Annotated in this window: 9 protein-coding genes; 6 read left to right on the top strand and 3 right to left on the bottom strand. The window is 76.4% G+C overall.

Going from position 1 to position 13,674, the window contains the following annotated elements; translation table 11 throughout:
• Positions 1-38: 38 nt before the first annotated feature.
• Positions 39-1,496 carry an SWIM zinc finger family protein gene (locus tag ACFYVJ_RS01550; protein ID WP_388886131.1) on the bottom strand — a complete coding sequence of 486 codons (1,458 nt, stop codon included), beginning with the start codon at positions 1,494-1,496 and terminating at the stop codon, positions 39-41.
• Positions 1,497-1,643: 147 nt separating this feature from the next.
• Between ACFYVJ_RS01550 and ACFYVJ_RS01545 the strand changes: the two genes are divergently transcribed.
• From ACFYVJ_RS01545 to sucD, 5 genes are all read left to right on the top strand, one after another.
• On the top strand, positions 1,644-2,837 hold the full coding sequence (locus tag ACFYVJ_RS01545) for an AAA family ATPase (protein WP_388885374.1): 1,194 nt from the start codon (positions 1,644-1,646) through the stop codon (positions 2,835-2,837).
• A gap of 323 nt (positions 2,838-3,160) precedes the next feature.
• Positions 3,161-5,773: a DUF5682 family protein gene (locus ACFYVJ_RS01540; RefSeq protein ID WP_388885371.1), complete on the top strand. Its 2,613-nt coding sequence runs from the start codon at positions 3,161-3,163 to the stop codon at positions 5,771-5,773.
• A 53-nt stretch (positions 5,774-5,826) separates the two neighbouring features.
• The gene (locus tag ACFYVJ_RS01535) at positions 5,827-7,221 is read left to right on the top strand and encodes a VWA domain-containing protein (protein ID WP_388885368.1); all 1,395 of its coding nucleotides are present in this window, start codon (positions 5,827-5,829) and stop codon (positions 7,219-7,221) included.
• Positions 7,222-7,404: 183 nt separating this feature from the next.
• Positions 7,405-8,577, top strand: coding sequence for an ADP-forming succinate--CoA ligase subunit beta (gene sucC, locus ACFYVJ_RS01530; protein ID WP_388885365.1), 1,173 nt, complete (start codon positions 7,405-7,407; stop codon positions 8,575-8,577).
• Positions 8,578-8,599: 22 nt separating this feature from the next.
• Complete coding sequence (gene sucD / locus ACFYVJ_RS01525; RefSeq protein ID WP_388885362.1) at positions 8,600-9,484, top strand: succinate--CoA ligase subunit alpha; 885 nt, start codon at positions 8,600-8,602, stop codon at positions 9,482-9,484.
• A gap of 97 nt (positions 9,485-9,581) precedes the next feature.
• Here sucD and ACFYVJ_RS01520 read toward each other — a convergent pair whose 3' ends face one another.
• On the bottom strand, positions 9,582-10,862 hold the full coding sequence (locus ACFYVJ_RS01520) for a hypothetical protein (protein ID WP_388885359.1): 1,281 nt from the start codon (positions 10,860-10,862) through the stop codon (positions 9,582-9,584).
• 76 nt (positions 10,863-10,938) lie between these two features.
• Between ACFYVJ_RS01520 and ACFYVJ_RS01515 the strand changes: the two genes are divergently transcribed.
• Positions 10,939-12,360 carry a DUF6350 family protein gene (locus ACFYVJ_RS01515; RefSeq protein WP_388885356.1) on the top strand — a complete coding sequence of 474 codons (1,422 nt, stop codon included), beginning with the start codon at positions 10,939-10,941 and terminating at the stop codon, positions 12,358-12,360.
• A 118-nt stretch (positions 12,361-12,478) separates the two neighbouring features.
• On the opposite strand, the gene ACFYVJ_RS01510 is transcribed toward ACFYVJ_RS01515, so the two are convergent.
• The gene (locus tag ACFYVJ_RS01510) at positions 12,479-13,627 is read right to left on the bottom strand and encodes a hypothetical protein (RefSeq protein WP_388885354.1); all 1,149 of its coding nucleotides are present in this window, start codon (positions 13,625-13,627) and stop codon (positions 12,479-12,481) included.
• Positions 13,628-13,674 lie beyond the last annotated feature (47 nt).

Genomic DNA, 13,674 nt, shown 5'->3' with positions numbered 1-13,674 from the left:
CGCCGGTCCGTTGCGCCGCGACTCCTCCCGAGCCCGTATCAGTGCCATGCGCCTCCGCCCTTCGCCGCCGCGACCGGCGCCCCCGCACCCGCCACCGCCGCGACCGCGCCCGTCAGCGGGACCGCCGTGGCCCCCGACCACGTGGTCAGCGGGCGGAAGCCCGCGTGGCCGAACTCGCCGAAGACCGTGACCGGGCCGCCCCCCGACACCGCGAGGAGCTGCCACACACCCGGGCCGCGCCCCGCGGCCGGGTGGAGCGGCAGCGCGCGGTCGCCCGTGCGCTCGGCCAACTGCCAGCCTCCGTCCCCCTCTTCCGGCACCGGGACCACGTCCGTGAGGACCGCCGGTATCCCCTCCAGCCACGGGTCCGCCGCCAGCGCCGCCCCGTACGCCGCGGCCACCGCCGCCACCCCGGATCCCGGCGGCACGGCCCGCGCGTCCCTGCCACCCCCCGCCGCCGAGGTCCGCGGGCCCGCGTGGACCGCGCCGAGCGCCGCGCGCAGCGGGTACGCGCCCGGGTAATAGGCCAGCTCCGCGTCCAGCACCAGCCCCGTCGGCAGCGACTGCTCCGGCGCCCGGCCCGCCGCCCCGTACGCCAGCAGCAGCGCCATCCGCTCCGTGCCCGCGCCCCACAGCCAGATGCGGCGCGTGACCAGCTTGCCGTCGTCGGCGTCCTCCTGGGCCAGCACCAGCCAGTCGTCCCGCAGCGTGCCGCCGCGCAGCAGCCCCGCGGCGTCGACCGTCAGGCCCACCCGTGCCCGCACCGTCGCCGCCAGCGGCTCGGGCAGCTCGTCCAGCCGCAGGAACCCCTGGTCCAGCAGATGCAGCAGGCTGCACTCGGCGAGCAGCCGCGCCGGCCACCCCGGGTCCGAAGCCGGCAGCGTCCCCAACTCGCGCACCCGCGCCGCCAGCCCGGGCGCCTGCGCGTCGACCATCCGCGCCGCCGTCTCCTCCCACACCGCGCCCCGCGGCGCCGTCGCCAGCCCGTCGCGCAGCAGGTCCACCAGCCGCTGCTCCAGCTCCGCGGCCCCCGCGGCGATCCGCTGCCGCCGCTGCTCCGCCCGCCGCCGGGCCTCGGCCGCCGCCGCCGGATCCGCGGCCCGCTCCGCCGCGGGCTCGGCGGCGGCCTTCCGCTCCGCCTTCTCCCGCCGGCTCGCCAGCCACTCCGCCGCCCACTCCGGAGCCGGCGCACCCGCCGGGGTCTCGGGTACGTCGCCCTGCGCCCAGCGCAGCAGCAGCCCCAGCGCGTGCTTGCACGGGAACTTCCGGCTCGGGCAACTGCACTTGTACGCCGGGCCCTGCAGATCCACCACCGTCTGATACGGCCTGCTCCCGCTCCCGCGGCACAGCCCCCACACCGCCTCGCCCGCGGCCCCGGACTCCACCCAGGGCCCGGCCGCGGCGAGCTTGCCGCCCGCCGTACGTGACGAGGCGTCAGGCGCCAGCCCCCACACCTGATCCACGCTCCACCGTTCGCTCAGCCCGTCCATGCCCACGACGCTACGGCCCCCCACTGACAACGGCCCTGACCTGCGTTGTCCACAGGCACGGGGGCGGTGTCAGTGCCGTGCGGCAAGGTGGTTCCCGCAGTCACCGCGGCGGTAGCGGGCGGCGGCTGCGACCGAGTCGGCGAGGAGGGGACGATGACGACCACGACAGGGGCAGGCGCGGCCATCGGGGGCAGCGGCGAGGCGGGCACGGCCGCGGAGTCCGAGGGGTCCGCGGAGTCCGCGGGCACCGGCGGATCCGCGGCCGCGGACGCCGCGCTGCGGCCGCACGCCGAGGACGCCTTCGCGCATGAACTGGCGGCCCTCGCCGCCGCGGACGACCGGCCCAGGCCGCCGCGCTGGCGGCTCTCGCCGTGGGCGGTGTCCACGTACCTGCTGGGCGGCACGCTCCCGGACGGCACGGCCATCACGCCCAAGTACGTCGGCCCGCGCCGGATCGTGGAGGTCGCGGTCGCCACGCTGGCGACGGACAGGGCGCTGCTGCTCCTCGGCGTCCCCGGCACGGCGAAGACCTGGGTCTCGGAGCATCTGGCCGCCGCCGTCAGCGGCGATTCCACGCTGCTCGTGCAGGGGACGGCGGGCACCCCGGAGGAGGCGATCCGCTACGGGTGGAACTACGCGCAGTTGCTGGCCGCGGGACCCAGCCGGGAGGCGCTGGTGCCCAGCCCGGTGATGCGGGCGATGGCGGAGGGCATGACGGCGCGGGTCGAGGAGCTGACCCGGATCCCCGCCGACGTGCAGGACTCGCTCATCACCATCCTGTCGGAGAAGACCCTGCCGATCGCGGAGCTGGGCGAAGAGGTCCAGGCCGTCCGGGGGTTCAACGTCATCGCGACGGCCAACGACCGCGACCGCGGGATCAACGAGCTGTCGAGCGCGCTGCGCCGCCGTTTCAACACGGTGGTGCTGCCGCTCCCGGCGTCCCCCGAGGACGAGGTCGGCATCGTCACCCAGCGCGTCGCCCAGATCGGCGCCTCCCTCCAGCTCCCGCCGGTGCCCGAGGCGGTCGACGAGATCCGCAGGGTCGTCACGGTCTTCCGCGAACTGCGCGACGGGCAGACGTCCGACGGCCGGACGAAGGTCAAGTCCCCGTCCGGGACGCTGTCGACGGCGGAGGCGATATCCGTGGTCACCGGCGGCCTGGCGCTGGCGGCGCACTTCGGCGACGGGGTGCTGCGCGCGAGCGACGTGGCGGCGGGCATCCAGAGCGCGGTGGTCCGCGATCCGGCGGCGGACAGCGTGGTCTGGCAGGAGTACCTGGAAACGGTCGTCCGCGAGCGCGACGGCTGGAAGGACTTCTACCGCGCCTGCCGCGAGCTCACGGCGTGACCCCACCGGAGTGCCGCACATAAAGAAATAAGGAAGGGAGTGAGGGGGTGAAGGTGGCGGAAGAGGCGTATGCGGGCGAGGAGTCCGCCGACGCGCGGCAGGAGGGCACGGGACACGGGGCAGCGGGAGGCGCGGCGCCCGCGGCCGAGGAAGCCGTGCGGACCGCGGCCGCGAGCGGCACCGGTCACGTGGCCGGGGAAGCCGCGGGGCGCCCGGCGGGGAGGGGCGCGGAATCCGTGGCCGGGGGAGTCGCCGCAGGCGTGGCGGGGAGGAGCGCGGAGCGCTTGGGTGGGGGAGTCGGGGTCGTGGAGGGGGAGCGGGCTGTGAGCGGTGTGGAGGAGGGGAGCAGGCGGAGCGCCGCGGCCGCCGAGCCGCTGCTGCTCGGCGTGCGGCACCACGGGCCCGGCTCCGCGCGCGGGGTCGCGGCGGCGCTGGACGCGTACCGGCCGCGGGTCGTGCTCATCGAAGGGCCGCCGGAGGCGGACGTGATCGTGGGACTGGCCGGCGACGAGGAGATGCGGCCGCCCGTCGCGCTGCTGGCCCATGCCGTCGACGAGCCGGCGCGGGCGGGGTTCTGGCCGCTGGCGCACTTCTCGCCGGAGTGGGTCGCGATCCGCTGGGCGCTGCGCCACGGCGTCCCGGTCCGCTTCATCGACCTCCCCGCCACGCACACCCTCGCGATGGCCGGCGCCGGCCAGTTGGCGCCGGGCGGGCCGGGTCCGGGCGAGGGGCAGGAGGAGGGCAGGTCCGGCGACGGGGACGGAGCAGGAGGCACGGGAGGGGAAGGGGCGGGGCTCAACCCCGAGGCGCTGCGCATCGATCCGCTGGCGGTCCTCGCGGAGGCCGCAGGGTACGACGACCCGGAGAGGTGGTGGGAGGACGCGATCGAGCACCGCATGCCGCACCCGGGTGCGGAAGCGGGGGAGCGGGGCGGTCGTGCGGTGACCGCGGCCGAGGCGGGGGACCCCGCGGCGCCGGACGCCGACGGCTCCGCCGCCGCCGACCTCCGCGGCCCGGACGCCGCCGCGGCCGGCGGCGGTGGCGTCGCCGCGACGTTCGCCGCGCTGGGCGAGGCGATGGGCGCGTTGCGCGAGCGCTACGGGGACGGAGGGCACGACCGGGACCTGGTGCGCGAAGCGCACATGCGGCTGCGTTTGCGGGAGGCGCGACGCGAGTTCGACGGCCGGGTCGCCGTCGTCTGCGGCGCGTGGCACGTGCCCGCGCTGCGGGCCCGTACCACCGTCACCGCCGACCGCCGCCTGCTCAAGGGCCTGCCCAAGGTCAAGACCGAGGTGGCCTGGGTGCCGTGGACCCACCGCCGGCTGGCGCGGCAGAGCGGCTACGGGGCGGGCATCGACTCCCCCGGCTGGTACGCGCATCTCTTCGAGGTCCCGGACCGGCCCATCGAGCGCTGGTTGATCAAGGTCGCCGGCCTGCTGCGCGCCGAGGGCCGGACCGTCTCGTCCGCACACGTCATCGAGGCCGTCCGGCTCGCCACCGCGCTGGCCACGATGCGGGGCCGCCCGCTCGCCGGGCTGGCCGAGACGCTCGACGCCGTACGGGCCGTGATGTGCGACGGCTCCGAGGTGCCGCTGGCGCTCGTCGCCGACCGGCTCGTCGTGGGCGACGCGCTCGGCGAGGTGCCGGAGTCGGCGCCCGCCGTGCCGCTGCAGCGGGATCTGGCGCGTACGCAGCGGGCGTTGCGGCTCAAGCCGGCGGCGGAGGAGCGCGAGCTGCAGCTCGATCTGCGCAAGGAGACCGACGCCGGGCGCAGCCGCCTGCTGCACCGGCTGCGGCTGCTCGGCATCGACTGGGGCGTGCCCGCGGCCTCCCGGGCGAGCACCGGCACGTTCCGGGAGACGTGGACCCTGCGGTGGGAGCCGGACCTGTCCGTACGGGTCGTGGAGGCGGCGCTCTGGGGCACGACGGTGGTCGCGGCGGCCACGGCCAAGGCCGAGTACGAGGCGGCGCAGGCCGGTTCGCTGGCGCAGGTGACGGCGCTGGCCGAGCAGTGCCTGCTCGCCGAGCTGACCGACGCCCTGCCGGTCGCCATGCGGGCACTCGCCGACCGCGCCGCGCTCGACACCGACGTCGGCCACCTGGCCGCGGCGCTCCCGGCGCTGGCCCGCTCCGTCCGCTACGGCGACGTCCGCGGCACGGAGACCGCGGCGCTCACGGAGGTCGCCACGGGGCTGGCCGACCGCATCTTCGTGGGCCTCCCGGCCGCGTGCGTGGGGCTCGACGCGGACGGGGCACAGGAGATGCGGACGCATGCCGACGCGGTGCACGCGGCGGTGGCGCTGCTGGACGCGGGCGCGGGGCCGGCGGACGCCGGTTCTGAGGCGGACGCCTCCGGCGGTGCGGTGAACTATGGGCGCGGACCAGCCGCCGCCGAGGGCGGTACGGCGGCGGTCGCTGACACGGCTGGTTCGCTGCGGGGGCGGTGGGCCGGTGCGTTGAGGGTGCTGGCGGGCCGGGACACCGTGCCCGGGCTCATCAGGGGCCGGGCCGTGCGGCTGCTCCTCGACGGCGGCCGGATGCCGGCCGGCGAGGCGGAGCGGGTCATGGGCCTCGCGCTGTCGCACGCGGTGCCGCCCGCGGACGCCGCCGCGTGGGTCGAGGGCTTCCTCGGCGGCGACGGCGGCATGCTCCTCGTCCACGACGAGCGGCTGCTCGCGCTGGTCGACGGCTGGCTGACCGGGCTGTCCGGCGACACCTTCACGGACGTGCTGCCGCTGCTGCGGCGGACGTTCGCCGAGTACGAGCCGGGAGCCCGGCGCGCCATCGGCGAGTTGGTGCGCCGCGGCGCCTCCGCCGCGGGCCCGGCGGAGCCGGAGGGCCTGCCGGGCTTCGCCGACGAGATCGACCCGGCCCGCGCGGCCGCGGTCCTGCCCACGCTGCGCGCCCTGCTCGGCACCGAGGAGGGACGACGGTGAAGCCCGCACCCGGTTCGCCTCCAGACCCCCGCACCCCCGCAGAGGAGTCCAAGATGCCCACCTCCCGGCCCTCCACGAGGGGCACCGCACCGCGCGCCGCCACCGACCCCGCCACCGACCCCGCCACCGACCCCGCCGCCGTGACCCCGGCTCTCGTCGCTCCGGTGTCCTCTGCCCCTGCCTCCGCCGTCCGCTCCGCGGACGCGAGCCCCGCCACCCCCGGCAACCCCGCCCCCGCCGATCCCACCCCCGCCGACCCCGCCCCCGCGGCCCCGACCCCCGCACCCGCATCACCCGCCGCCCCCGCGGGGGAGCGGTTGCGGCGGTGGCGGCTGGTGCTGGGAGGCGAGGGCGGCGGGGACGGGACCGGTGCCGCGCTGGGCGGGGACGACGCCGGGATGGATCAGGTGCTGGCCGCTCTCTACGGCGCCGCGGAGCAACCCGGCCGCAGCGGCCGGCGGCGGGCCGGGCTCGGCGGTTCCGCACCGCAGGTGGCCCGGTGGCTCGGCGACGTGCGGGAGTACTTCCCGACGCCCGTCGTCCAGGTCATGCAGCGCGACGCCATCGACCGCCTCGGCATCGCCTCGCTCCTCCTGGAGCCCGAGATGCTCGCCGCCGTCGAGCCCGACGTGCATCTGGTCGGCACGCTCCTCTCCCTCGCCAAGGCCATGCCCGACGAGGCCCGCGAGACCGCCCGCACCGTCGTCCGGCAGGTCACCGACGACCTGGAGCGCAAGCTCGCCGCCCGCACCCGCGCCACCCTCACCGGCGCCCTCGACCGGGCCGCCCGCGTGCAGCGCCCCCGGCACCGCGACATCGACTGGGACCGCACCATCCGCGCCAACCTCAAGCACTACGTGCCCGAGCACCGCACCGTCGTCCCCGAGCGCCTCGTCGGCTACGCGCGCGCCGCCCGCTCCGTCCGCAAGGAAGTCGTCCTCGCCATCGACCAGTCCGGGTCCATGGCCGCCTCCGTCGTCTACGCCTCCGTCTTCGGCGCCGTGCTCGCCTCGATGCGCTCCCTCGCCACCCGCCTCGTCGCCTTCGACACCGCGGTCGTCGACCTCACCGACCAGCTCAGCGACCCCGTGGACGTGCTCTTCGGCACCCAACTCGGCGGCGGCACGGACATCAACAGGGCGCTCGCGTACTGCCAGCAGCGCATCACCCGCCCCGCCGACACCGTCGTCGTGCTCATCAGCGACCTGTACGAGGGCGGCATACGCCAGGAGATGCTGAAGCGGGTCGCCGCGATGAAGGCGTCCGGCGTGCAGTTCGTCGCGCTGCTCGCGCTCTCCGACGAGGGGGCGCCCGCGTACGACCGTGATCACGCGGCGGCGCTCGCCGCCCTCGGCGCACCCGCGTTCGCCTGTACGCCCGAGCTGTTCCCCGAGGTGATGGCGGCGGCGCTCGAAGGCCGCCCGCTGCCCGTCCCCGCGGCGACGTAGCGGGAGGCGGAGAGGAGTCCCCCGTGCCCCATCCGTACCCGCTCACACGGGAACCGCACTTGTGACCGTTCTCACCGCGCCGGTGTGACCCCGAATTTAGGCCGGGCTGTCGGGCAGGGCTAACCTGCAAGGCGACCCTGCCATTACAACGCGACACGACTGAATCACAAGGGACGGACGCGCGTGGATCTGTTCGAGTACCAGGCGAGGGATCTCTTCGCCAAGCATGGTGTACCGGTGCTGGCCGGCGAAGTCATCGACACGCCCGACGCGGCGCGCCAGGTGACCGCGGAGCTCGGCGGTCGCGCCGTCGTCAAGGCCCAGGTCAAGACCGGCGGCCGGGGCAAGGCGGGCGGCGTGAAGCTGGCGTCCGACCCCGACGACGCCGTCGTGAAGGCCGGCCAGATTCTGGGCATGGACATCAAGGGCCACACGGTCCACAAGGTGATGCTCGCCCAGACCGCGGACATCGCCGACGAATATTACGTGTCGTATCTCCTCGACCGCGCCAACCGCACCTTCCTCGCCATGGCCTCCGTCGAAGGCGGCATGGACATCGAGGAGGTCGCGGCCACCAAGCCGGAGGCGCTGGCCAAGATCCCCGTCGACGCCAACGAGGGCGTGACCGAGGCCAAGGCCCGCGAGATCGTCGGCGCCGCGCGCTTCCCCGCCGAGATCGCCGACCAGGTCGTCGACGTCCTGCAGACGCTGTGGACGGTCTTCATCAAGGAGGACGCCCTCCTGGTCGAGGTCAACCCGCTGGTCAAGACCGCCGACGGCACGGTCCTCGCGCTGGACGGCAAGGTGTCGCTGGACGAGAACGCCGAGTTCCGCCAGCCCGACCATGTCGCCTTCGAGGACAAGGCCGCCGCCAACCCGCTGGAGGCCGCGGCCAAGGCCAAGGGCCTCAACTACGTGAAGCTCGACGGCCAGGTCGGCATCATCGGCAATGGCGCGGGTCTGGTCATGTCCACCCTCGACGTCGTCGCGTACGCGGGCGAGAAGCACAGCGGCGTCAAGCCCGCCAACTTCCTGGACATCGGCGGCGGCGCCTCCGCCGACGTGATGGCCAACGGCCTGGAGATCATCCTCGGCGACCCGGACGTCCGGTCCGTCTTCGTCAACGTCTTCGGCGGCATCACCGCGTGCGACGCGGTCGCCAACGGCATCGTGCAGGCCCTCGAACTGCTCAAGAGCAAGGGCGAGGACGTCACCAAGCCGCTGGTCGTGCGGCTCGACGGCAACAACGCCGAGCTGGGCCGCAAGATCCTCAGCGACGCCAACCACCCGCTCGTGGAGCAGGTGGACACGATGGACGGCGCCGCCGACCGCGCCGCCGAGCTGGCCGCCAAGTAAGGACAGAGGGCAGAAGAAAACCATGGCTATCTTCCTCACCAAGGACTCCAAGGTCATCGTCCAGGGCATGACCGGCTCGGAGGGCCAGAAGCACACGCGGCGCATGCTGGCGTCCGGCGCCAACGTCGTCGGCGGGGTCAACCCCCGCAAGGCGGGCCAGAAGGTCGACTTCGACGGCACGGAGATCCCGGTCTTCGGCTCCGTCAAGGAGGCCATCGACACCACCGGCGCGGACGTCACCGTGATCTTCGTGCCGGAGAAGTTCACCAAGTCCGCCGTGATCGAGGCCATCGACGCCGAGATCCCGCTCGCGGTGGTCATCACCGAGGGCATCGCGGTCCACGACACCGCCGCCTTCTGGGCGTACGCGGGCGCCAAGGGCAACAAGACGCGCATCATCGGCCCCAACTGCCCCGGTCTGATCACCCCGGGCCAGTCCAACGCCGGCATCATCCCCGCGGACATCACCAAGCCCGGGCGGATCGGCCTGGTGTCGAAGTCCGGCACGCTGACGTACCAGATGATGTACGAGCTGCGTGACATCGGCTTCTCCACCTGCGTCGGCATCGGTGGCGACCCCGTGATCGGCACCACCCACATCGACGCGCTCGAAGCCTTCGAGGCCGACCCCGACACCGACCTGATCGTGATGATCGGCGAGATCGGCGGCGACGCCGAGGAGCGGGCCGCGGACTACATCAAGGCCAACGTGACCAAGCCGGTCGTGGGCTACGTCGCCGGCTTCACCGCCCCCGAGGGCAAGACCATGGGCCACGCCGGTGCCATCGTCTCCGGCTCCTCGGGCACGGCCCAGGCGAAGAAGGAAGCGCTGGAGGCCGCGGGCGTGAAGGTCGGCAAGACGCCGTCGGAGACGGCGCGGCTGGCCCGCGAGGTGCTGGCGGGCTGACGCGGCTCGCCGCCCAGGCCCCGGCAGGGGCACGGAACGAGAGCGGGCCCGCCCCCGGTGGGGCGGGCCCGCTCTCGCGTGCCGGGGCGGGCGCGCGTCAACCTGACGTGCCGCGGACGGGTCCCACGGACGGGTGGTCCCGTTCGCCGGCGGGCGCGGCGGCTGGACCGGGCCCGAGCGGCGCGGCGGGCAGGCCGTGGCCGGATCCGCCGTCGGGGCCCGGAGCACGGGAGCCCGGTGCGGGCGGGGCGCCGTGGCCGGGGGCGGGCGGCCAGACGGAGCTGCCGGTCAGCCACGCGGGCTTCACGGGTGGCGTGGCCCTGTTGCGGGCCTGGATCTCGCCGATGACGGAGACGACGGCGGCGATCAGGAAGATGACGGCGGCCAGCAGGGCGTAGCGGCGCAACTGCCGGTCCGTACGGCGCTCGCTGCGCTGCCGCGCCGCGCCCGGGGGCAGGGTGCGTATCGGCTGCGCCGCGGCGAACCGCCGCAGCCGGGCGCGCAGCTCCTCCGCCCGCCTGCGCTCCGGCAGCGCCCCCAGCTCCGGCAGCGCCTCGGCCAGCGCCTCGTGCGCGTGCGTGACCCGCCCCGCGGCGGCCAGGGTGCCGGCCTCCAGCTCGGCGGCGGCCGCGGGCAGGTCGAGCCCGACGACGTCGTAGACCACGACGGCGCTGCGGTACGACTGCGGCAGCGCCCGCAGCGCCGCGAACACCCGCCGGTCCGCCTCCTCGCCGCAGCGCACCTCCCCGCCTGCCCCGTCGGTCCCGTCCCCGCCCGCCTCCTCCCCGCGCCGCGCCCGGCGCCGCCACCGGGCGCGCAGCCACTCCCAGGGCTCCTGCACGTACGCGAACGCCGCCGCCCGCACCCACCCCGGCGGATCCCGGTCCGTGGCCACCTCCGGCCACCGCTCCCACGCCAGGTGGAAGGCGTGCTCGACGGCGTCGCGGGTCAGCGCGTGGTCGCCGGTGAGCAGGTACGTGTGGCGGGCGACGTCGGCGGCGCAGCGCTGGTAGAGGGCGTCGTACGCGGCCTCCGCGGCGGCGGCCGCGGTGTCGGCGGCGGCCACGGAGTTCCGCGCGGCGGCGGCCCGCCGGCCCGCGCGGTACGCCCTGTTCCCGTACACGCCGACCCGGTGCGCCCGGCCCGCCGCGACCCGGTTCCCGGGCGTCCCGCCGGCCGGCCCCAGCCCGTATGCTCCGGTGCCTCCGGTCCACGCATCCGCCCCCGCCCCCGTCCCGGCCATGCCCAGGCCCACGACCGGGATCTCCTCGGTGTCCTCCAGATCGGGAGACCGCCCCTGCCCGCGCCGCCGCCGGCGCCTCTCCCGGGGCCCGACCGGGACCGGCGGCCCGGTCGGCGGGGATATGTCAGGGTCCATAGCACCATCGTGGCCAACACGACGGGCAAACGCTCGTTACCAGGGCGAAACGGGTTAATTTGGCACCATGGCGGGCGTGAGCCAATTGACCGACCTCGCCCCGTCGTTGTCGCCCCGGCACCGGGCCCAGGGCGCGCGCAGCGCCGCCGTCGCCGCGGCGCTGGCGAGCGGGTTCCTCGCCGCCGGCCTCGGCCTCGGCTTTCTCGCCGTGCTCGTGCTGCTGCTGTGGATCACGTCCCCGTACCCCGACAGCGGCCCGGGCGGCGCCCTGCACATCGTCGCCGACCTGTGGCTTCTCGCCCACGGCGCCGATCTCGTACGCACCGAGACGCGCACCGGCACTCCAGCCCCCGTCGGCCTCACCCCGCTGCTGCTCACGGCGCTGCCCGTGTTCCTCCTGCACCGCGGTGCGCGCGACGCGCTCACCCCGCAGGACGGCAGGCCGCAGCTCGCGCCGCTGGCCACCGGCGCGTGGGTGGCCTGCGGCTACCTCGCCGTCGCCGCCGGTGTCACCGGCTACGCGCTGGGCGGGCCGCTGCACGCCTCGCCGCTCAGCGTCGCCGCCGTGGTGCCGCTGACGGTGGCGGCGGCCACCGCCGCCGGGGTGTGGTCCGCGGCCGGCACGCCCGCCGTGCTGCTGCCCCGCCGCTGGCACCCGGGCGCCGCCGACGCCCGGGCCGGGGCGGCGCCGCGCGCGGAGGCCGCCGCGCGGGCCGGGGCGGCGGGGGTCGTCGCGCTGCTCGGCGGCGGCGCGCTGCTGTGCGCGGTCGCCCTGGTCGCGCACGCGGCCGTCGCGCAGGAGCACTTCCTGTCCCTGTCCACGACGGTCTCCGGCCGGTTCGGCGTCTTCCTCCTCGCGCTGGCGCTGCTGCCGAACGCCGCGACGTGGGCGGCGGCGTACGGGCTCGGGCCCGGCTTCGCCGTCGGGGCGGGGAGCACGGTGACGCCGCTGGGCGCCGCCGACTACCCCGAGCAGCCCGTCTTCCCGCTGCTCGCCGCGGTGCCGGGAGAGGGCCCCGGCGGACCGCTGACCTGGGCCGCCGCGGCGGTGCCGGTGGCGGCGGGGATCGTGGTCGGGTGCTTCGCGGGGCGGGCCGCGGCGCCGGTGGCGGGGGAGCGGGAGCCGAGTTGGCGGTGGTGGCCCACGGTGTGGGTGACGGCGCTGGCGGCGCTCGGCTGCGGCGCGGGCACGGCCGCGGTGGCGTGGCTCGCAGGCGGGCCGCTCGGTACGGAGACGCTCGCGGCCTTCGGCCCGGTGTGGTGGCAGGCCGGCGGTGCGGCGGTGGCGTGGACGGCGCTGGTCGGGGTGCCGGTCGCGCTCACGGTACGGGCCGTCCGGCTGCGCGGCGCGGCGCCGCTGCCGGTGCCGACGTCGGTGGCCGCGCCCCGCGGGCGCGTACGGGCGCGGCGGTGGACGTGGGGGCGGCAGGGCTGGCCGCTGTGGGAGCCGCGTTCGCGGCTGGCGGAGGAGTGGGAGGAGGAACCGGGCGGCGACTGACGCCGTACGGGAGGTACCGGCGCCGTACGGCATGGGCCGAGGCCGTACGCACCGCGCCCGGGCGCCGCCGCAGCGGGCGCCCGGGCACGAAGGTGAGTGACTGCTCCGCTGCTCCCGCTCAGTCGCGCTCGAAGAACGTCCGCAGGGGCTTGGGCAGTTCGTTGGTGCAGTGGTCCTTCGACGCCTCGGTGAGCGCGTCGCTGCGGCAGTTGAAGTAGTCGCGGTACGCGATCTGCACCGAGAACCCGATGAGCACGATGGACAGCGTGATGCCCGCCGCCACGATGCCGGTGATCGCCGCGGTGGTGTGCGGACGGCCGCCACGGGCCCGGCGCTGCACCGGCTGGCCGTACGCGTCCGTGCCGCCGCCGTTGGCGCGGCCGTTGGCGGCCGCGCCGTTGCCCGCCGGGCGGGACTTGCCGCGCAGCGCGTCGATGCCCCAGTAGAGGGCGAGCGAGCCGAGGAGCAGGGCCAGCGGCCACCAGTTGAACAGGGCGAAGAAGAAGCCCCACATGCCGGCGAGCAGTGCGTACCGCGAGCGGCGCTGCACCGGGTCGGTCGGGTCCCAGCGCAGGTTCTTCCCCGGCCCGTCGCCGCTGTCCCGGCCGTTGTCCCGGCCGTTGTCCCGGCCCGGTCCCGGCCCGTCGCCGGAGCCGCCGGGGCCTGGCCCCTGGCCCTGCGGGCCGCCGCCGGAGCCCTGCCGGCCGTGGTCGCCGCCGCCCCAACCGCCGTGCCCGGGGGGCGGCTGGTGGCTGCTCCACTGGTTGCCCCACGGGGGCGGCGGCTGGTCCTGACCGCCGTTCTGACCGTTGCCCTGCCCGTTGCCCTGGCCGTCCTGACCGCCCTGGCCGCCGTGCTGCGGACCGCCCTGGCCGCCGCCACCGGGAGATCCCTGCGGGCCCTGCGGTGGTTGCCCCTGGGGCGGCGCGTCCTGCGGTCCGGGACCGTTCTGCGGCGGCCCCTGCGGCGGAGCACCGTAAGGCCCGGGCCCGTACTGCGGCTGCCCCTGTCCGCCCTGTCCGTCCTGGCCGCCCGGCGTCCCCTGGCCGCCCTGCGCGCCCTGGCCGCCCTGCCCGCCGCCCTCCGGCGGCGGCGCCGGGGCCTGGGGGTCCGACGGCGGCCTGGAGTCGCGGTACACGACGCCGCCTTGTCCGGGCACGAGCACGTCCCGGGGCGCGCCGAACCAGCCGGGGGACTGCGAAGGGCCCCCGGCCGCTGCGGGGACGGGGCGTCGGAGGGCCGCGCTGCGGCGTCGGTCCTGCTGCATCTGGACGGCGTCGTCTCCTCAGGTCGTCTGCCCGCGCGGCCGGGCCG

It is taken from the genome of Streptomyces sp. NPDC004134, assembly GCF_042874195.1.
In the GTDB taxonomy this organism is placed as follows: domain Bacteria; phylum Actinomycetota; class Actinomycetes; order Streptomycetales; family Streptomycetaceae; genus Streptomyces.
This window is presented reverse-complemented; position numbering and strand designations above follow the sequence as displayed.